Source organism: Acidovorax sp. LjRoot194, from assembly GCF_964253015.1.
Classification (GTDB): Bacteria; Pseudomonadota; Gammaproteobacteria; order Burkholderiales; family Burkholderiaceae_C; genus Acidovorax.
Genome location: NZ_CAXUQB020000001.1, coordinates 717,608 through 736,567 on the forward strand (window position 1 = coordinate 717,608; position 18,960 = coordinate 736,567).

Sequence of the window (18,960 nt, forward strand, 5' to 3'; positions counted from 1 at the left end):
TGATACAGGCAAAGAGCCACGCCTAAAGCACTTGGCGCCTGCCGTCAAAGCACCTTGACTGCGCGGCCGATGAACTGGATCGGGCCGGTGGGTTTGCCGATGGGGGAGCCTGTGGGTGGCTCCAGGGTCAGCTCGAAGAGCTGGTTGGGCTGCAGCGGCGGGAGCTTGTCGAGCTGCAACTGCAGCGGCTGGCCCGGCTGCACCAGGCCCAGGGACACGGGGCCGCTCCAGTCGTCGGCCTTGGTCCAGAATTCGAGCGCCTTGCCGGCAGGCACTTCGGCCACGCCCAGCGGGATGAGGCTGATGGTGCGTGGCGAACTGGCCTGCACCACCCAGCCGGGCGCCTTGTCCTGCGGTGCCACCAGCACCACCATGAACTGCGTGGGCGCGACCTGCGGGGCGGTGCGGGTGACCAGCACTGCGGCCAGCACGGCGGCCATCGCAAAGCCCGATCCGGCCAGCGCGCGCCACAGGCCCAGGTGGTTCCACCAGGCCGATGCGGACTTGGCGGGGTTGGTGCGGGCAGCACGCGGGGCGGTAGCCTGAGGCGCGGCCACGGTGTCCGGGCTGGCGGCCTGCAGGGACGCGTCGATGCGCCTCCACAGCGCGGGCGATGGCGCCACGGGCTCGGCCAGTTGGGTCAAGGGGTGCAGCCGGGCCTCCCAGGCGAGCACGGCGCGTTGCAGTGCGGGGTCGGTGGGCAGGCGCTGCTCCAGCGCATGGCGTGCGGCGGCGGGCAGGGTACCCAGCACGTACTCGCCGGCCAGGACGTCGTCGTCCTGCGGTGGCCGGGGTGCCGGGTTGTGGATATGCGTGGACTCGGTCATGCCATGCACTCCCTCAGCGATGTGAGGCTGCGCCGTATCCAGGCCTTCACAGTGCCCAGCGGTGCGCCCAGGCGCTCGGCGATCTCGCCGTGGGAGCAGCCGTCCACGTAGGCATGCAGCACGCAGTAGCGGCGGGCAGGGTCGAGTGCCTCCAGGCAGTGCTGCAGCCGGCCCAGGCTGGCGTTCAGCTCGAAGGCCTCGGCCACCTCGCGGTGGGCGAGTGCGGCCTGCGCGTCCTGCAGCGCTTGGGTGGTGTCGTCGTCCACATCGGCATGGCGGCCCGCGTCGCGCACGGCGTTGAGCGCCAGGTTGCGCACCACGCTGTAGATCCAGCCGCGCGCGCTGCCGCGCTGGGCGTCGAAGCTGGCAGCGCGGGTCCAGATGTTCAGGCAGGCGTCGTGCACGATGTCCTCCGCCAGGGCGCGCTGCCGCACGATGCGCAGCGCCACGCCCAGGAGCCGGGCGCCTTCGTGTTCATAGAGCCTGCGCATGGCCTGGCGGTCGCCGGCCGCGCAGGCGGCCAGCGTGGCTTCGTAGTCGAGGTCAACAGGCGGCTCGTGGGGCACGGTGGGCAGGTGTGGGGGCGCGTCGGCGGGACGGGTGGGTCTGCCGGGGAAGCCCCGGCGGCACACATCGTACCGGGCAATGCGCCCCACACCCGCGCAGTCCTGCGCAGCCCAAGGGAATTAGTGGGCGGCCCCGCCGGGCTGCGGTGGGGCGCAGGCTTACGCGGCCTTCCAGAAGATGTAGTCGGCCTGGTACTTCACGATCTGGCGCTCGCCCTTATTCGTGGCCGTGCAGGCTGCGGCAGGCGCCACGCCGCCCTTGAGGGCCACGCGCTGGATGTAGGTCACGCCCGTCATCGCGCCCGAGCCCATGGCCGGGTTGGCCTTGACCAACTGGTAGGGCAGGTTGCCGGTGCCCGATGGCGCCACGGCCAGCTGGGTGGCCGTGAGCTTGGAGCCGTCTTGCGATTCCCACGTGGCGGGCGGGCCGTAGTAGGTGCCCACTTGCTTGCCGCTGCGGTCGTTCAGCACGGCCTTGGGGCCCACGAAGAACCATTCGGTCTGGCCGGGGGCGTTGGCCTTGTCGCGGCATTCGTAGGTGATCTCGCCCACACCCACGGTTTCCATGGCGACTTTGTTGCCCGCGGGCACCTTGATGGTGTCGGGCAGGCCGTCTTGCGAATACATCATGGGGCGCGAAGACGATGCGGAAGACGAGGACATCGATCCGCAGGCCGTCAGCAGGGCGGCGGCCGTCACGGCGCCAGCGATGGCCAGGGTGCGCGAGGACAAGGTCAGGGTGGTGTTCATGGCGTTCTCTTTCTTCAGTTGGGTGGAAAGGACAGCGGCCGATGAAGCTCGGCTGCTGCAGGTACTACCCGCGAGAACGCCATTTGGATGCAGGCTGCGCGAAATATTTTTTTATTGGCCCGCCACCGGGGTGGGCGGCGTGCACGCAGGCCGGCGCGTTGCCTGCCTCAACCCGTGCGCAGTGGCGCCTGCTTGGGCGAGTAAGCCCACACATTGCGCCCGCGGTGCTTGGCCTCGTACAGGCCCGCGTCGGCAAAGGCGATGAGCTCGTCCACGGTTTGCCCATGCTCCGGAAAGTGCGAAATGCCGATGCTGGTGCCGATGTCAGCCTGCCCTGCGGCCAGCAAAAATGGCTGGTTGAGCGCGGCCACCATCTGGCTGGCAATCGCCTGGGCCGATGCTGCATCGGCACAGCGGGGCAGCACGCACAGAAACTCGTCGCCGCCCAGGCGGGCCAGCGTGTCGCCCTCTTGCAGACAGGTGGACAGGCGCTGGGTGACCTGGACCAGCAGCTCGTCGCCCGCGGCGTGGCCCAGGGTGTCGTTGACTTTCTTGAACCGGTCCAGGTCGAGGAAGAACACCGCGAACTGCACCTGCCGCGTGCGGGCGTCGGCCACGGCCTGGCGCAGGCGGTCGCGGGCGATCATGCGGTTGGGCAGGTTGGTAAGCGGGTCCAGGTTGGCCTGCTCCAGCTCGCGCCGGGTCTGGTCCAGGTCTTCGATGCGGCATTCGAGCTCGAACTCGCGCGCCTCGAGCTTGACCACCATGTGGGCGAACGATTCGGCCAACTGGGCCAGGGTGCTGTGCGCAGGCAGTTGGCCGGTCATGGCCATTAGCGGTTCGACCGCATGCAGGTCGCCCTGGTGGGCGATGCGCTGCATCACGTCGTTCAGGCGCTGAAGAAAAAGCTGGTCGTGGTCGCCGGAGGTCAAGGGGGCTCCATGGGTGAGCGTGGGCGGGGCTGTTCCGGCGGGCCGGGCTAGGCCGCTATCGTAGGAAAAGGGCGGCAGGGGCGCAAGCACTTGCGCGACCGGGGGGCGGTCGGCGGGGCGGGCGGGTGCATTAAAGTCGCCTGCACCGACCCGCCAGCCATCCGGCCCAGCGTCTGCGCGCGGGTGCTGTCCCCAACCCTTCGACTTTCTGAAAGCCTGCCATGACCACCCTCGGAACCCCCCTGTCGCCCCATGCCACCAAAGTCATGCTGCTGGGATCGGGCGAGCTGGGCAAGGAAGTGCTGATCGCGCTGCAGCGCCTGGGCGTGGAGACCATCGCGGTAGACCGCTACGACAACGCGCCCGGCCAGCAGGTGGCGCACCACGCGCGCACCATCACCATGAGCGACCCGGCGCAGCTCAAGGCCCTGATCGAAGCCGAGCGCCCCCACCTGGTGGTGCCCGAGATCGAGGCCATCGCCACCCCCATGCTCGAAGAGCTGGAAGCCGCCGGCACCGTGCGCGTGATCCCCACCGCCCGCGCCGCACGCCTCACCATGGACCGCGAAGGCATCCGCGTGCTGGCGGCTGAAACGCTGGGCCTGCCCACCAGTCCGTACAAGTTCTGCAACTCGCTCGAAGAGCTGCAGGCCGCCATCGATGCAGGCATCGGCTACCCCTGCATCGTCAAGCCGGTGATGAGCAGCTCCGGCAAGGGCCAGAGCAAGATCGACGGACCTGCCGATGTGCAAAAAGCCTGGGACTACGCCATGGCCGGTGGCCGCGTGAGCCACGGCCGCGTGATTGTCGAGGGCTTTATCGACTTCGACTACGAGATCACCCTGCTCACGGTGCGTGCGGTCGGTGCAGACGGCCAGATCGCTACCCACTTTTGCGACCCCATCGGCCACGTGCAGGTCAGCGGCGACTACGTGGAAAGCTGGCAGCCCCATCCCATGCACCCGGCGGCGCTCGAGAAGTCGCGCCAGATCGCCAAGGCCGTGACGGACAACCTCGGCGGCCAGGGCTTGTTCGGCGTGGAGCTGTTTGTGAAAGGTCAGGACGTGTGGTTCAGCGAGGTCAGCCCCCGCCCGCACGACACGGGCTTGGTCACGCTGTGCACCCAGCACCAGAGCGAGTTCGAGCTGCACGCCCGCGCCATCCTGGGCCTGCCGGTGGACACCCGCCTGCGCAACCCCGGCGCCAGCGCCGTGATCTACGGCGGCGTGGAGGCCCAGGGCATCGTGTTCGACGGTGTGGAAGAGGCCCTGCGCGTGCCCGACACCGACCTGCGCCTGTTCGGCAAGCCCGAGAGCTTTGCCAAGCGCCGCATGGGCGTGGCCCTGGCGCGTGCGGCGGATGTGGAGACGGCCCGCACCAACGCCAAGCTGGCGGCCAGCAAGGTCAAGCCACGGATGGCGTAAGCGGGCGGTTGTGGTGAAAAAGGCCGCTACCGATCGTTGGTCGGCCTTTGTTTGCTGCAAAATTAGTAGCAATCTCTGTCAACCGTCCTCGCGGATCTGGCGGCCCGTGAGTTTCAGGAACAGGTCCTCCAGGTTCGCCGGCCGGTGCAGCGTGCGCAGGTGCGGGTGCGCGCCCAGCGCCTGCAGCAGCGGCTGGGCGTTCTGGGTGTAGAAGAACACCGTCTCGCCGCTGATCTCCACGCGCGCCGCCAGGGCGCGCAGCGCGGCGTCCTCGGCCAGCGCCACCGCGCCCAGGCCGAAGACCTCCACCACGTCGGGCTCCAGGTGCTGGGCGATCAGTTCGCGCGGGCGGCCTTCGGCGATCTTCTTGCCGTGGTCCAGCACCAGGAGGCGCGAGCACAGGCGCTCGGCCTCGTCCATGAAGTGGGTGGTCAGCAAAATCGACTTGCCCTGCTGCAGCAGCAGTTGCAGGCGCTCCCACATCAGGTGGCGGGCCTGGGGGTCGAGGCCGGTGGTGGGCTCGTCCAGCAGCAAGAGGCGCGGGTCGTTGACCAGGGCGCGGGCCAGGCTCAGGCGCCGCTTCATGCCGCCCGACAGCTCCCCGGGCTTGGCGTGGGCCTTGTGCGTGAGGGCGGCGAAGTCGAGCAGGCGCGGCACCCGCTCGTCCATCACCGCGCCCTTGAGCCCGAAGTAGCGGCCGAACACGCGCAGGTTTTCGGCGCAGGTGAAGTCCGGGTCCAGCGTGTCGAACTGGGTGACCACGCCCAGCTGCGCCTTGATGGCCAGCGCGTCGCGCGGCATGTGCAGGGCCTGCGCGCCGGGCTCGGCAAAAAAGCGCACCGCCCCGCCGTCCGGCGCCGTGAGGCCCAGGCACATGCGGATCGTGGTGGTCTTGCCCGCGCCGTTGGGGCCGATGACGCCCAGGCATTCGCCCGGGGCGATGGCAAAGGAGACATCGTTCACCACGGTCGCGTCGCCGTAGCTTTTGCGCAGTTGCTCAACTTCAAAGAGTGCGGAGGTCATGCACCGATTGTGTGCGATGCGGGCGCCCCGGGCATGGCACCCCTGCGTCGCGCCCGCGACGGCCGCCGGCGCTGGCCTGCGGCATGGTGCGTGGCATGGGCCCTTGCCAAGCCATCGCGTGCCCCATTGTGACGCATACCATGAGGCCCGCGTTGGAGAGGTCTGCGGCACCGCGCTGTCATTCCCCGCATGCAGGCAGTGGGGGCTATGCCCCGCTGGGCGCGGGCCGGCACGGTGCCAGATTGAGCCCAGTCGACGCCGCCTGTTTCAGGCCGCCATGCAAACCTGAATCGGAATCCACACTTATGCACAGCCAGCCACTCTTCCAAGTCGATGACCTGAACGAATTGCACGGCCTGATGCGCGCCCACCCGCTGGCCACCGTGGTCACGCTGTCCACGGTGCCTGCGCTATCGGATGCAACCGGTCTGCAGGCGGACCTGCTGCCGCTGGAGGTGGTGGCAGCACCGGGCGGCGCGGTGTGCCTGCGCGGCCATGTGGCGCGGTCGCACGCCATGGCGCAGTCGGTGCTGAGTGGTGCCGAGGTGCTGGCGGTGTTCCAGAGCCCCAATGCCTACATCTCGCCGCGCTGGTACGTGAACGGCCAGCGCAGCGGGCGGCTGGCGCCCAGCTGGAACTACGCCGCGGCCGAAGCGCGTGGCCGGCTGCGCTGGGTGGACGATGCCGGCTGGATGCGCTCCCACCTGGGAGCGCTGGCCGCAGCGCAGGAAAGCGGCCGCGCGCAGCCCTGGTCCCTCGGCGACGCGCAGCCGGCCTTCATCGATGAGGCGGCTGCACGGCTGGTGGGGTTCGAGGTCACGGTGGACCGGTTGGTGGGCAAGCGCTTCCTGTCGCAGCAGCGCACCGAGGCCGACCGGCGCAGCGTGATCGCGCACCTGCTGCAAGAGCCTGGCGGTGCGGCGAGCGACGTGGCCCGGTTGATCGTGCCCTGACGCGTGCCCTTCGGCCCGCCGCACGTCTCAGCGAAGCGGTCAGTCCGCCAATTGAATGGAAAAAATGCCCCTACCGCTGGATGGGAGCGCGCTAGCAGCTATCAAAAAAATAGCATTCACACCCAGGCGCTAGGACGCTGCCATCAGCCGCCCCCGGCCCGCCGTCTTGGCCTCGTACAGCGCGATGTCGGCGCGGGCCATCAGCGCTGCCAGGTTGGCCTCGCCGGGCACCAGGGCCGCCATGCCCACGCTGTAGTTCAGCACAAAGCCCAACTCGGCTGCACTCGCATCCTGCAGGCGGTGGCGCAGGCGCCGGTCAAACGCCACGCCTGCAGCGGCCGTGTTGTGCAGCATCAGCACGGCAAACTCCTCACCGCCCAGCCGGGCGATCAAATCGCCGCTGCGGCAGGTGTCGCCCAGCAGGCGCGCAAACAGCTGCAGCGCGCGGTCGCCCGCGTCGTGGCCGTGGGTGTCGTTGATCTGCTTGAAGTGGTCCAGGTCCAGCATCAGCGCGGTCAGCGGCAGCCGGTGGCGCCAGGCGTGGGCCAGCAGGTTGTCGCCCTGGTTGCTGAAGCCGCGCCGGTTGAGCAGCCCGGTCAGGCCGTCGGTCATGGCCAGCGTGCGCAGCTTCTGCTCGGCCTCGTAGCGCCACGCCACCAGCACGGCCACTGTGCCCAGCACCAGGCTCACGTTGGTGGCAAGGGCCGCCGCCAGGTTGATCGGATGCGGCGATCGAAAGCTCGGGTACTCGTCGGTAAAGGCGCCCAGCAGGCCGCGCGCCAGGGTGAACACGGCGGACGTGAGCAGGCAGCCCAGCAGCACGCTGCGCCAGCGCACGTCGGCCAATATCAGCGGGTACAGCGTGGCGCGCGCCACGATGCACAAAATGGCGGCCATGAGTCCGTTGGCCCAGCCCACGCGCCAGGCGTAGTGGTCGAAGCCGAGCGCATAGCCCAGTGGCGCGGCGACCACCAGCGCCAGCAGCAGCCGGCGCAGCGGGCGCGGGCCCAGCCATTCTTCCAGCGCCCGGTACAGCATCCACTGCGCAGCGGCGTTGCAGGCGATGGACACGGTGGACAGCGTGCGGTCCCACAGCGAGCTCGACGCGATGATCGCCGCCCAGGCCAGCGCCTGCAGCAGCAGGCTGGCCTGCACATGGCGCGCCGCCCGGCTCACGTCCCGGCCCATGATCAGCGGCAGCGCGGCCGAGATCATGAACAGGTTGGCCGCCATCGCGGTCATGAGCGTGAGGAAGTCCAGCGGCATGGAGGGACGGCAGGCCTGCGGGGGCGGGTCAACTTATTGGAAGGCCACTTCGGCGAAGCTGCGCAACTTGCGGCTGTGCAAGCGGTCCACCCCGCCGTTGCGCAGGATCTCGATGGCCCGCATGCCGATGCGCAAGTGCTGGTCCACCCGCTCGCGGTAGAAGTGGTTGGCCATGCCGGGCAGCTTGATCTCGCCGTGCAGGGGCTTGTCGCTCACGCACAGCAGCGTGCCGTAGGGTACCCGGAAACGGAAGCCGTTGGCCGCGATGGTGGCGCTTTCCATGTCCAGCGCCACGGCGCGGCTCTGGCTGAAGCGGCGCTGGGGCATGTTGTCGGGCAGCAGCTCCCAGTTGCGGTTGTCGGTGCTGGCCACGGTGCCCGTGCGCATGATGCGCTTGAGCTGGTCTTCGGGCACCTGGGCCACGTCGGCCACGGCCTGCTGCAGCGCCATCTGGATCTCGGCCAGCGCCGGGATGGGCACCCACAGCGGCAGTTCCTCGTCCAGCACGTGATCCTCGCGCACATAGGCGTGGGCCAGCACGTAGTCCCCCAGCTGCTGGCTGTTGCGCAGGCCGGCGCAGTGGCCCAGCATCATCCAGGCGTGCGGGCGCAGCACGGCGATGTGGTCGGTGATGGTCTTGGCATTGGCCGGGCCCACGCCGATGTTGACCATGCTGATGCCGCTCGCGTCCTTGCGCACCAGGTGGTAGCCGGGCATCTGCGGCAGGCGCGGCGGGGCGTTGCCCAGCTCGTCGCCGGGCTGCGCGGGCAGGCCGGTGCGGCGGGTGACCACGTTGCCGGGCTCGATGAAGGCCACGTACTCGCTGTCGGGCTTGGCCATCTCCGAGTGGCCCAGCCGCACGAACTCGTCGATGTAGAACTGGTAGTTGGTGAACAGCACGAAGTTCTGGAACCACTCGGGCGCCGTTCCTGTGTAGTGGCGCAGGCGGTGCAGCGAATAGTCCACGCGCGGCGCGGTGAACAGCGACAACGGCTGCGCCTCGCCCGGGCGTGCCTGCCAGGTGCCGTTGGCGATGCCGTCGTCCATGGCGGCCAGGTCGGGCAGGTCGAACACGTCACGCATCAGCATGCGGCGCTCGGCCGTGAGCGTGCCTTCGATGTGATCGTGCTCGGCAAACGAGAAGTGGATCGGGATGGGGTGGGCGCTGGTGCCGACCTCCAGCTCGACGTTGTGGCTGGCGCGCAGCAGGCGGAACTGCTCGGCGTAGTACCGGGCGAACAGGTCGGGCCGGGTCAGCGTGGTCTCATACCGCCCCGGGCCTTCCACGAAGCCATAGGCCAGCTTCGAATCCGCCCGCGCCACGGTGGTGGTGTGCACCCGCACGAAGGGGTAGAAGGCGCGCACGGGGCTGGTGGGCGTCTCGCCCGCCACGAAGCGCTGCATCGCCTCGCGCAGGTGGCCGATCTGTTGCTGGTAAATACGCTGCACCTGGGCCAGCGCTTCGGCCGGGTCGGTGTGGCGGGTGGGGGCGTGGAAGTCGGGGATGAGGGGCATGCTGTATTTTCGCTTGCCCGCAGTCCCGCAGGAGCGCGGGCGGTCTTTTTTAGGAGGAAGAAGCCGCGGCTGCGGCCTCCGTCAGCGCGCCTGCGGCCGGCTGTCCAGCCACAGCACGGCGGCATCCAGCACTGGATCGCCGCCGGTCATGGCCCGCTGCACCAATGCGGCATCGACAGGCACCCGCAGGTCGGGCTCGACACCCTTGCCGAACACGTAGTGCTCGCCGTTGGCTCCAAGCTCAGCCACCGTGGGCGCATGCACGACGACGTCTCCCGGCAGCAGGATGCGCGTGGTCATGCCGACCGCACCGGGCGTGGGCTCGGTGGCCACGACGTGGGCCCGGCCGGCCTTTTGTAGCCATGCAGAGAACATTTCGCAAGGGCCCGTGCATTCCGGGCCGGTCAGCAGCACCAGCGGCGCGCTGTAGTAGCCCGTGCCCTGGGTGAACAGCGGCAGTTGCGGCGGCAGGCCCAGGCTGCCCCGGGTGCGCCACACCTTGGCGGTGGCATCCACCTGCCGCTGCGCGTAGCCCTGCAGCTTGAGCGGGCGGTCGTACGAGAAGAACGACGCCGCATAGTGCGGCACCAGCTGGTAGGCACCATGGTTGGCGCCGCGCAGGTCCAGCACCAAGCCGCGCAGGCGGGCCTGGTTGGCGGCGGCCAGGCTGCGTTCCCACACGTCCAGGTTGCCGCCGCCGTCGGCAAAAGAGCTGAGCACGATGTACCCGTACTGCCGGCCCGACGGACCGCGCAGCTGGAATGCCGACAACGACTCGTTGTTGGGCGCGGCGCTGGCCGGCGCAGGCTGCTCGGCCAGGCGCTGGCGCAGGTCGACGGTCAGGTCCTTGCCGTCCTGGCGCACCTTGAGCACCATGGCATCGCGTTCGTAGGCCATGAGCTTGAGCGCGTCGTAGCGCCGCCCGGCCTCGGTGGGCCGGTTGGAATAGCGCGATGCACGGCCGATGTAGCGGGACATGCTCTCGCCGTTGACCTCGACGATCTCGGCCCCAGGCCGCAGCCCGGCCAGGTCGGCGGCCGAGCGCGGCGCCACGCTGCCGACCAGGGCCCGGCCGTCCGGCAGCCACCAGACGCCTGGCAGCGGCAGCGGCGTGATGCCGCGCGGCTGCGATTGTCCAGACAGGCCGGTGTCCAGCCCCGCGGTCAGCCCCTGCGAGCCGCCCGCGCCCCGCAGTTCGACCCGGAACAGCCCGTCCTGCAGGCGTGCGCCGATGTCGGCATAGATGCGGCCCGTGGCCTGGCGGTCTTTTTGGTCGCCAGCCTGGCGGACCCGGTCGGCCAGCTCGCCCTGCAGCCGCCCCCAGTCCATGGGCTGGGCGCTGCGAAACGGGTAGCGCTCTTGCATGACGCTGGTGAATGCCTTGAAGGCGTCGGCAGGCGCCAGGCGCGACAGATCGATGTCGGTCGTCGACTGCACGCTGTATTGCGACAGCGCGATTTCGCGGCTCCGGTCAAAGCTGAAACCGCGGCTGTCCAGCGTCACCACCGTGTAGCCGCGCGGCAGCCGCACCATGGGGTCGTCGGCCGTGAAGAGTCGGCCATCGGGGCCAAAGCCCGAAGGGAAGGGCGCGCCCGCTTCGCTCGCCCACACCAGCAGCTTGCCGCCCACCGGCTCCATCGCCAGCTCGGGCTGCAGCGGCCACTCCATCTGCACCGAGCTGGTGGTGAGCATGGCGTGCTGCTCGATCGGGTCGAGCGCGCGGCGGCCAGTGCGGCGCGGCAGATTGGCATGGACCGACAGCGCGAAGATCTTCACGCCGGGGCCTGACGCGCGCGCACGGCCCGAGCCCAGGTCGAACAGGGTGCCCGGGGGCGACGACGGCAGGTCGATGGACACGGCCGAGCTGTCCGCGCGGGGCGTGGCCAGCAGCTGGTCTTGCGGCGGCGTCACGTGCGCGGCTTGCCGCTGGATGAAGTAGGCGCCCTGGTCCAGCAGTGCCACGAGGGTGCTGCTGGCGGCCATCGGGTCGCCCGCGCCACGCTCCAGCGCGGCGATGAGCCGTTGGGGGCCGCCTTCGTCGCGGGCCATCACCGCAGGCCCGGTGGGGGCCTGGAACGGCGTGCCGTTGCGGTTGTTCCAGGCCTGGCGACCGGCGTCCATGACCTGGCCGCCGGTGGACATCACCTGCTGGCCCGTGGACACCGCGCTTTCACCCCGGCTCATCACCTCGCCCGCGCGGCCGAGGTTGCCGAGCATCCCGCCTTGTGCCAACGCCCACAGGGGCGTCAGCGCCAAGGCCACCAGCACCGCGGCGGCCTGCGCGCGGCGGGTTCGCGCACGGCCACCGCGCGCCGTGCGGTGCTGCGGCGCAGCGCCCGGCAGAGGTCCCGCAGCGCGGTGGGTGAACGGGTCGCAGAGCAGGCGGACGATGGACATGGTGGCGTGGGCGTTGAGTGGGGTCGGACTCAGGTGTAGCGGATGACGAAGTCGTTGTCGGCAGCGCTCACGTCGATGGTGCCGATGGTCTTGGCATCCACCGAGGCCTGCAGGAACTCCATGGCCAGGCGCGGCAGCAGGTTCTGCGTCAGGATCGCGTCGATCATGCGGGCGCCGGATTCGACCTCGCTGCAGCGCTCGCGGATCAGCTGCACCGCGCTGTCGTCGAAGTTGAACTGCGCGCCGTGGTTGGCCTCGATGCGGGTCTGGATGCGGCGCAGCTGCAGGCGGATGATCTGCTCGAGCATGGCGTCGGAGATCGGGTAGTACGGCACCACCGTCAGGCGGCCCAGCAAGGCGGCCGGAAACTTGTCGAGCAGCGGCTGGCGCACGGCCTTGGTCAGTGCCTCCGGCCCGGGGATCAGGTCCGGGTCGTTGCACATGCTGGCGATCAGCTCCGAGCCCACGTTGGAGGTCAGGATGATCACCGTGTTCTTGAAGTCGATGTAGCGGCCTTCGCCGTCTTCCATCCAGCCCTTGTCGAACACCTGGAAGAACATTTCGTGCACGTCGGAGTGGGCCTTCTCGATCTCGTCGAGCAGCACCACGCTGTAGGGCCTGCGGCGAACCGCCTCGGTCAGCACGCCGCCTTCGCCGTAGCCCACGTAGCCGGGCGGAGCGCCCTTGAGCGTCGACACGGTGTGTGCCTCCTGGAACTCACTCATGTTGATGGTGATGAGGTTCTGCTCACCGCCATACAGCGCCTCGGCCAGCGACAGCGCGGTTTCCGTTTTGCCCACGCCCGAGGGGCCTGCGAGCAGGAACACGCCGATGGGCTTGCCCGGGTTGTCGAGCTGCGCGCGCGCGGTCTGGATGCGGCGGGTGATGGCCTCCAGGCCGTGGCGCTGGCCGATCACGCGCTTTTCCAAAGTTTGCGTCAGCGTGAGGACGGACTGCACTTCGTCGCGCACCATCCGGCCCACGGGGATGCCGGTCCACTCGGCCACGACGGCCGCGACCACGCCCGCGTCGACCACGGGGTGCAGCAGAGGGTCGTCGCCTTGCAGGGCCAGCAGCTCTTTGCGCAGTGCGTCCAGTTCTGCCGGGGTGACCGTGGGCTGGGCGGGGGGCGCAGCGGTGGGGGCAGCGGTGGGTGTGGCCGGTGCAGCCGCGCTGGCTTCGGTGCTGTTGGAGGAGGTCGCGGTGGCGGCGGCGGCCGCATCGGCGGACGTTGCTGCCTTGGTGCCGGATTCGTTGGGCACGCGCGCGGGGCGTGCGGCCATCAGCGCAGCCTCTGCATCGACGATGCGCTGGGCCAGGCCGCTTTCGCGGGTCAGCCGCTCGGACAGCGCGTCGTGTTCCTGCTGCAGGCGCTCGAGCGAGGCCGCCAGTTCGTCCAGGCGGCCGGCATCGGCGACGCCCAGGGCGGCTTCGCGCTCCACCACGTCCAGCTCCACCCGGATCGCCTCTTGCTGGCGGATCACGGACTCCAGGCGTGCCGGGGTCGCGGTCAGTGCCATCGCCACGCGCGAGCAGGCGGTGTCCATCAGGCTCACGGCCTTGTCGGGCAGCTGGCGCGACGGAATGTAGCGGTGCGACAGGCTGACTGCCGCCACCACGGCCTCGTCGGCGATCCGCACCTTGTGGTGGGCTTCGAGCTTGGCGGCCACGCCGCGCAGCATGTTCACGGCCTTGGGTTCGTCGGGCTCGAGGATGTGCACCAGCTGGAACCGGCGGGTGAGCGCCGGGTCTTTTTCGATGTATTTCTTGTACTCGGCCCAGGTGGTGGCGCCGATGGTGCGCAGCACGCCGCGCGCCAGCGCGGGCTTGAGCAGGTTGGCCGCGTCGCCGGTGCCTGCCTGGCCACCAGCGCCGATCAGCGTGTGGACTTCGTCGATGAACAACACGATGGGTGTCGTGCTGGCCTGCACTTCATCCAGCAGCGAGCGCAGGCGGTTCTCGAACTCGCCCTTCATGCTGGCGCCGGCCTGCAGCAACCCGACGTCCATCACGCGCAGTTGCACGCCCCGCAGCGGCGGCGGCACGTCGTCCGCGGCGATGCGCAGTGCCAGGCCTTCGACCACCGCGGTCTTGCCCACGCCCGCCTCGCCCACGAGGATGGGGTTGTTCTGCCGCCTGCGCATGAGGATGTCGACCATCTGGCGCACTTCCTCGTCGCGCCCGGTCACCGGGTCCAGCTCTCCATTGCGGGCGCGCTCGGTCAGATCGACGGTGTAGCGCTGCAGGGCTTCCTGCTTGCCACCGCCCAGTGGTGACGTGGCGCCGCTTGCCTCGCCGGGCGTGCCTTGCAGGCCGGAGCCGTCCGCTGCCTGCAGCTTGGCCTCTGGCGACTGGGGCAAGACCTTGGGGAACGCATCGCTCAGGCCCGGTTCGCTGAGCTTTTCGAACTCTTTGGAAATGGAGCGCAGCTCATTGGCCAGGGTGCGGGTGCGCAGCATGCCGGACAGCCAGTAGGCGCTGCGGATCTGCGACTCGTTGAACATCAGCGTGGCATACACCCAGCCGCGCTCGATGGACATTTCGATCTGGTCCGAGAAGTCGGAGATCGATGTGGCACCGCGCGGCAGCCGGTCCAGGCTGCGCAGCACGTCGGCCGCCAGTTGCTCTGCGTCGATCTCGAAGTGGCGAAAGAGGCGCAGCAGGTCGGAGTCGCTTTCCTGCAGCAACTGGTGCAGCCAGTGCACCAGCTCCACATAGGGGTTGCCCCGCAGCTTGCAGAACACCGTGGCGCCCTCCAGCGACTTGAAGAGCAAGGGGTTGAGTTTTCCGAACAGGGCAAGGCGGCTGATCTCTGACATGGGCGTGAGGGCGGTGCGTTGAAGAGAAATAACGGTGGATGGTTGTGGCTGGAAACGGGGGCGTCGCTCACAGGGCTGACGGCTGCTCGGCCCGGGCCCTGACCCGGTGGCCGCGCGACTGCAGCCAGCTCTCCGGGTCGAGGCGGAAATCGTCCGCGTCGCGGGGGGCGGGGCCGTCGAGCATCCAGCTCGTCCAGCCCAGGCGGGTTCCGCCGCCCAGGCGCGTGCCGGGGACTTCCTCGCGCTGCAGCACCAGCTCGAAATCCCAGGCGTACTCGATGCCCAGGTAGTTGCGTACCCAGTCCACGAGCGCCTTGAAATCTGGCTGGCCCGGCAGGAAGCGTTCGTACTGTGCGAGCGTCATGGGGCCGATGCGCAGCCGGAACTTGCTCTGGGCGTCCGGCACGCGCGACCCGACCACGGTGTCGACGCCCAGCTGCGAATTGCACGGGTGCCGCGACAGGCGGGTCTGCTGAGATGGCTCGAGCTCCAGGAAGTGCAGGCAGTACTCCTGCAGCACCACCCGCACGCCGAAGTAGCTGCCGATGGCGCGCTGCAGCCCCTCGGGGTTGCGGGTAGTGCGCGTGAGGTGGCCGGCCATGTGCAGCTTGGCGTGGTCTTCGACCGCGTCGCGCTGCCGCGCCGACGCCTCGCCAATGCCGACGATGCTGGCCAGGTGCCGCCCGAACATGCCGTCGCCGGGGCGGTCCAGCGACACGGTGGGCTGGGCATCGGCCCACGCCCGAAAGAACAGCAGCAGCAGCCGGTGGTGAAAGATGTCGGAGAACCGCGCCAGCGTCGGGTCATCGAACTGGCGCTGCCGCTCGCGCACATATTCCGTCAGGTGGGTGGGCATGGGCCCGTTGGGGCCGTACAGGCCAAAGCTCCAGACGGTCAGCCGCTCGGGCTGGCCCGCCACGGGCGGCAGCAGCTCTGCGATGGTGGCCGGCGCAAAGGCGAGCGACGGGTCCTGCCCCAGGCGGATGGGCTCGGCCTGCGGGCGTGCGGCGCGGCCCAGGGGCGGCAGGTCAGCATTGCGGGCCTGCAGCCAGCGCAGGGTGAAGAACAGATCGAACGCGTGCGGGTTGCGGCGCAACCTCTGCCACAGCTCCGCCGTGTCGCTGGGCCGCTGCGCCGACTGCGGCTGGGAGGAAGGCTTGGAGGAAGGCGCGGGGCCGCTCATGTGTTGGGCCTTTCGCCCGGGCGGACTTCCCACTTCGCGACCGGCCCGCGTTGCCGCGAGTGCAGGGACAGCTCGGTAAAACTGTTGACGCCCACGTGCCGCGCAAAGAAGCGTTCGAGAACGCAAGCCAGCGGCCATGCACTGACGCCCGCGAACGACGACTCGTCCACCGTGAGCGCGACGCCCACACCGCGGCCGTACACGAGCTGCCGGTGCTGTGCCAGGCGCCGCGTAATGGGCCGGATGCTGACTTCCTTGAGCCCCGCGACCTGGCCTGCGAGCGCGTGGTTGCCCAGCGCGAGGTAGAGGTTCATCAGCTCGCGCAGGGTCGCTGCGCCTTCCTGGTCCGACAGATCGGTCATGGCCAGGTAGTTGAGCGACAGGTGCGAGATCAGTCGCCAGGTGATCTCGTTTTCTGCCACGCTGCCCATCGGGCGCGACGGCCCGGCGATGGTGCGGATGGCACCGATGGGGGCCGAGTCGAGGGTGATGAAGTCCCCCTCGGGCTGGTTGGTGGGCATCAGCAGGGGCAGGTCGCGGTTGGTGCACAGCGTGCGCACGGACAGCTGCTTGAGGTCGTCCGAGAAGGGCGCGGCGCGCTGGTCCACCAGCGACAGGAACACTTCGCTGCCCAGGTACTGGGTGCGCGGGCCGAAGCGCACGGCGTGTTCCGAAAACAGCCGGGGCTCGCGCCGTACGGCAAAGTACGCCTGGTCGTCCGAGCGGATGCCGTGCACCGATGCGTACAGCGGCACGAAATCCCGGTCGTTCACCTGGCCTTCCTGGTGGCCGGTCACGCTGAGAACGCTGTACACCTCGAAGTCGCGCGGGCGGGTGCGCTCCATCACCACGTGGTATTCGTTCATGTCGGCCGACACGTGGATGCGGTCTGCCATGCGCTCGAACAGGTTGATGGCGGGCGTGCAATGGAGCAGGAAGTTCTGCTTGTCCACCACGGGCTCCAGGTCGGGGCTGGCCTTGCGCAGCAGCAGCGTCATGGCCAGTCGCCGCGCCGGAATCTGCCGCAGCGACGCCGACAAGCCCTGGATCGAAAAGAACCGGAAGCGCGGCGGAAACGCGAAGTACTCGTGCAGCAGCCGGTGACCTTGGAACGCCCTGTGCGAGTAGGGCAGCAATGCCTGCCGCTGCTCGTAGCCTTCGGCCTGCAGCGCCTGTGCAGGCAGGTAGCCGTACACCCGGGTGGGGTCCTGCACGTCGTGCACCACGATGCCCAGAAGCGACTCGTGGAGCACCTCCTGCAGGTGCGATGCGACGGCATCCGTCGCATGGATGTAGAAGTCCAGCCGGTCCATCGGCAGGTGCGCGAAGTCGGTGGCCCCCTGGGTCTCGAGTTCGAGGCGCAAATGCCCTGCGGGCTCGTGCGGCAGACCGAAGCGTGCCAGCGGAAGGTCCAGCGGCGGCCCGCCGAGCGCCGCGCGCGACAGCGCCACAGGCCACAGCGTGACGTCGTGCCCGGTGCGAAAGTCGCAGGGCGTCTGGTCGTCGGTGGTCTTGCGCGACCGCAGCATGCTGCCCGCTGGCAGGCAGTAGCCATCGGCCACGTTGCCTTCGGTGTCGCTGGGCGACATCTGGACGACCACCATCGCAGGCGTAGGCGCCAGGTAGTGCGGGCACACCATCTCGAGGATGCGTTGCGACAGCCGCGGAAATTCCGCGTCCATCTTCATCTGCACCCGCGCGGTCAAAAAGCTGAAGCCCTCCAGCAGCCGCTCGACATACGGGTCGGCCACGTCTAGGTCGCGCAGCGCGAGGCGGCTGGCCACTTTGGGAAACGCGGCGGCGAACTCGGCCCCCAGCTCGCGCAGGTAGGCCAGTTCGCGGTTGTAGTACTCGACCAGGCGCGGGTTCATCGGTGCTCTCTCACGGTCAGCTTCTCAGGTCCGAAACCATGACCTGGCCTGTTTCCAGGTCCAGGCTGGTCTTGAGCAACAGCTCCAGCGGGTACGGCATCGACCAGAACTGGCAGCGGATCTCGAACTGCAATGTGTTGTGATGGTTCAGCGAGTCGAACGACGGCAGCAGGGTCACGGTCAGCGATTGCGGCAGGACACGCGGCTCGAAGGCCAGGATCGCGCGGCTCACGTTGGCCTCGACATTCTTCCAGTCCAGATCGGACAGGAGCTTGCCTGCCAGCGGGGTCATGCCGTAGTTGAGCGTGGACCGCTCGGCGTGGGGCAGGCCATCGAAATCGATGTGGCCCGACGCATTGCTGGCATTCAGCAGCCACCCCAGGTCGCGCAGCAGTGCGGCGCGCAGGCGCGATTCGGTGACATACACCGCATCCGCTTGCTCGGTTCTTCGGGAGGGGTCGTGGTCGGTCAGCCGGTCCAGCAGGGCCGGCTGCAGGCGGTCCTTTTCGGTCCCTGACCCGCTCAGTCGCCTGGACACCATGGCAGGCCGCGTCAGGCGTTGAAGGCGATGGCGCGCACATCCAGCAGCGCGTGGTCGCCCTGGTCGGAGATCAGCACGCGCTGACCCCGGCCCGCCACATGCTCGCCACCGATGTCCGTCCATTCGGTACGCCGCGCCAGGCGCAGGGTGTCGTCGTCGCCCGCCTGCGTGGGGTAGCGCGCGGGCACCAGGCCCTGCACGGTGCTTTCGTTGACGAGGGTCAGCTCGGCAGGCTGCCAGACCAGGTCGCGCAGGTCCTGGGGCTTTTCGAACGCGATGCTGCGGATGGACGAGTACGGAACCCAGTAGTAGCAGCCGTTGGTGTGGAGTTCCAGGATCGGCCCGAGCCGCGAGTCGGAGTCGCACAGCCATTCGAACGGGTCGCCGTTGATGGTGCCCGCACAGGCCGGTGCCAGGTCCAGGGCCTGGGTGCGCAGGTTCAGCGCTGCGTCGTGCGACCCCTCGGACTGGGCCTTCAGCGCGTCCACCATGTAGCTCAGCCACTGCGGCGGTTCGCCCAGGATGTACGGGGTGCGGCGCCCCTCGAACACTTCGGTGCGCAGCAGTTCGCACCGCATGGCTTCGCGGTAGGCCTGTGCCATGGGCACCGCTTTGGGATCGAGCTGCGCGCACACCTGCAGTTGCGCCAGCGCCTTGTTCCAGTCGCCCAGCACCGCCAGCAGCTGAAAGTAGAAGGTGCGCAGAGATGCCTTGGCAGGCTCTTCGCGAATGGCGTCCTTGACGCGGCTCAGCTGCACGTCCAGGGGGCTTTGGGAATCAAAAAGAACAGCAGTCACGGTGAAAACTCATGGAAGGCTGTGGCGCGAATGCGTCCACGGCGGTTGTAGCGGACTGTCACGTAAAACCGGATCAAGCAAAACCGGCTCAGGCAG

At 69.0% G+C, this 18,960-nt stretch carries 15 protein-coding genes; 2 read left to right on the forward strand and 13 right to left on the reverse strand.

The window, feature by feature from the left end; translation table 11 throughout:
• Positions 1–44 precede the first annotated feature (44 nt).
• From ACSQ3N_RS03390 to ACSQ3N_RS03405, 4 genes are all read right to left on the reverse strand, one after another.
• Positions 45–827 carry an anti-sigma factor gene (locus tag ACSQ3N_RS03390; protein WP_436145583.1) on the reverse strand — a complete coding sequence of 261 codons (783 nt, stop codon included), beginning with the start codon at positions 825–827 and terminating at the stop codon, positions 45–47.
• On the reverse strand, positions 824–1,393 hold the full coding sequence (locus ACSQ3N_RS03395) for a sigma-70 family RNA polymerase sigma factor (protein ID WP_436145584.1): 570 nt from the start codon (positions 1,391–1,393) through the stop codon (positions 824–826). Before ACSQ3N_RS03395 ends, ACSQ3N_RS03390 begins: the two co-directional genes overlap by 4 nt.
• A 159-nt stretch (positions 1,394–1,552) precedes the next feature.
• Positions 1,553–2,143 (reverse strand): DUF3455 domain-containing protein, encoded by a 591-nt coding sequence (locus ACSQ3N_RS03400; protein WP_436145585.1) that lies wholly within the window; start codon positions 2,141–2,143, stop codon positions 1,553–1,555.
• A 167-nt stretch (positions 2,144–2,310) separates the two neighbouring features.
• Positions 2,311–3,075: a diguanylate cyclase domain-containing protein gene (locus tag ACSQ3N_RS03405; RefSeq protein ID WP_436145586.1), complete on the reverse strand. Its 765-nt coding sequence runs from the start codon at positions 3,073–3,075 to the stop codon at positions 2,311–2,313.
• A gap of 221 nt (positions 3,076–3,296) precedes the next feature.
• Between ACSQ3N_RS03405 and purT the strand changes: the two genes are divergently transcribed.
• Positions 3,297–4,499, forward strand: a complete 1,203-nt coding sequence (gene purT / locus ACSQ3N_RS03410; protein ID WP_436145587.1) for a formate-dependent phosphoribosylglycinamide formyltransferase — start codon at positions 3,297–3,299, stop codon at positions 4,497–4,499.
• A gap of 78 nt (positions 4,500–4,577) precedes the next feature.
• On the opposite strand, the gene ACSQ3N_RS03415 is transcribed toward purT, so the two are convergent.
• Entirely contained in the window at positions 4,578–5,522 is a 945-nt protein-coding gene (locus ACSQ3N_RS03415; RefSeq protein WP_436145588.1) for an ATP-binding cassette domain-containing protein, read from the reverse strand.
• A 305-nt stretch (positions 5,523–5,827) separates the two neighbouring features.
• Here ACSQ3N_RS03415 and ACSQ3N_RS03420 point away from each other — a divergent pair, with 305 nt between their 5' ends.
• Positions 5,828–6,475 carry an FMN-binding negative transcriptional regulator gene (locus tag ACSQ3N_RS03420; protein WP_056164300.1) on the forward strand — a complete coding sequence of 216 codons (648 nt, stop codon included), beginning with the start codon at positions 5,828–5,830 and terminating at the stop codon, positions 6,473–6,475.
• 129 nt (positions 6,476–6,604) lie between these two features.
• Here the strand turns inward: ACSQ3N_RS03420 and ACSQ3N_RS03425 are convergent, their stop codons facing one another.
• From ACSQ3N_RS03425 to ACSQ3N_RS03460, 8 genes are all read right to left on the reverse strand, one after another.
• Positions 6,605–7,741, reverse strand: coding sequence for a GGDEF domain-containing protein (locus ACSQ3N_RS03425; protein WP_056164303.1), 1,137 nt, complete (start codon positions 7,739–7,741; stop codon positions 6,605–6,607).
• A 33-nt stretch (positions 7,742–7,774) separates the two neighbouring features.
• Complete coding sequence (locus ACSQ3N_RS03430; protein WP_056164306.1) at positions 7,775–9,256, reverse strand: AMP nucleosidase; 1,482 nt, start codon at positions 9,254–9,256, stop codon at positions 7,775–7,777.
• A gap of 81 nt (positions 9,257–9,337) precedes the next feature.
• On the reverse strand, positions 9,338–11,653 hold the full coding sequence (locus ACSQ3N_RS03435; RefSeq protein ID WP_436145589.1) for a S41 family peptidase: 2,316 nt from the start codon (positions 11,651–11,653) through the stop codon (positions 9,338–9,340).
• 29 nt (positions 11,654–11,682) lie between these two features.
• Positions 11,683–14,472 (reverse strand): type VI secretion system ATPase TssH, encoded by a 2,790-nt coding sequence (tssH, locus tag ACSQ3N_RS03440; protein WP_436145590.1) that lies wholly within the window; start codon positions 14,470–14,472, stop codon positions 11,683–11,685.
• 67 nt (positions 14,473–14,539) lie between these two features.
• Complete coding sequence (gene tssG, locus ACSQ3N_RS03445) at positions 14,540–15,655, reverse strand: type VI secretion system baseplate subunit TssG (RefSeq protein WP_082516771.1); 1,116 nt, start codon at positions 15,653–15,655, stop codon at positions 14,540–14,542.
• Positions 15,652–17,526, reverse strand: coding sequence for a type VI secretion system baseplate subunit TssF (gene tssF / locus ACSQ3N_RS03450; RefSeq protein WP_056164315.1), 1,875 nt, complete (start codon positions 17,524–17,526; stop codon positions 15,652–15,654). The genes tssG and tssF overlap by 4 nt, the downstream gene beginning before the upstream one ends.
• Before the next feature lie 16 nt (positions 17,527–17,542).
• On the reverse strand, positions 17,543–18,067 hold the full coding sequence (tssE, locus tag ACSQ3N_RS03455; protein WP_056164318.1) for a type VI secretion system baseplate subunit TssE: 525 nt from the start codon (positions 18,065–18,067) through the stop codon (positions 17,543–17,545).
• 11 nt (positions 18,068–18,078) lie between these two features.
• Positions 18,079–18,864 (reverse strand): type VI secretion system accessory protein TagJ, encoded by a 786-nt coding sequence (locus ACSQ3N_RS03460; RefSeq protein WP_436145591.1) that lies wholly within the window; start codon positions 18,862–18,864, stop codon positions 18,079–18,081.
• Positions 18,865–18,960: the final 96 nt, after the last annotated feature.

Excerpts from the sequence above, each read along its gene's own strand:
- tssF (WP_056164315.1), bottom strand. The coding sequence starts at position 17,526 with ATGAACCCGCGCCTGGTCGAGTACTACAACCGCGAACTGGCCTACCTG.
- ACSQ3N_RS03435 (WP_436145589.1), bottom strand. The coding sequence starts at position 11,653 with ATGTCCATCGTCCGCCTGCTCTGCGACCCGTTCACCCACCGCGCTGCG.
- ACSQ3N_RS03415 (WP_436145588.1), bottom strand. The coding sequence starts at position 5,522 with ATGACCTCCGCACTCTTTGAAGTTGAGCAACTGCGCAAAAGCTACGGC.
- ACSQ3N_RS03400 (WP_436145585.1), bottom strand. The coding sequence starts at position 2,143 with ATGAACACCACCCTGACCTTGTCCTCGCGCACCCTGGCCATCGCTGGC.
- tssE (WP_056164318.1), bottom strand. The coding sequence starts at position 18,067 with ATGGTGTCCAGGCGACTGAGCGGGTCAGGGACCGAAAAGGACCGCCTG.
- tssH (WP_436145590.1), bottom strand. The coding sequence starts at position 14,472 with ATGTCAGAGATCAGCCGCCTTGCCCTGTTCGGAAAACTCAACCCCTTG.
- ACSQ3N_RS03390 (WP_436145583.1), bottom strand. The coding sequence starts at position 827 with ATGACCGAGTCCACGCATATCCACAACCCGGCACCCCGGCCACCGCAG.
- ACSQ3N_RS03425 (WP_056164303.1), bottom strand. The coding sequence starts at position 7,741 with ATGCCGCTGGACTTCCTCACGCTCATGACCGCGATGGCGGCCAACCTG.
- ACSQ3N_RS03420 (WP_056164300.1), top strand. The coding sequence starts at position 5,828 with ATGCACAGCCAGCCACTCTTCCAAGTCGATGACCTGAACGAATTGCAC.
- tssG (WP_082516771.1), bottom strand. The coding sequence starts at position 15,655 with ATGAGCGGCCCCGCGCCTTCCTCCAAGCCTTCCTCCCAGCCGCAGTCG.
- purT (WP_436145587.1), top strand. The coding sequence starts at position 3,297 with ATGACCACCCTCGGAACCCCCCTGTCGCCCCATGCCACCAAAGTCATG.
- ACSQ3N_RS03430 (WP_056164306.1), bottom strand. The coding sequence starts at position 9,256 with ATGCCCCTCATCCCCGACTTCCACGCCCCCACCCGCCACACCGACCCG.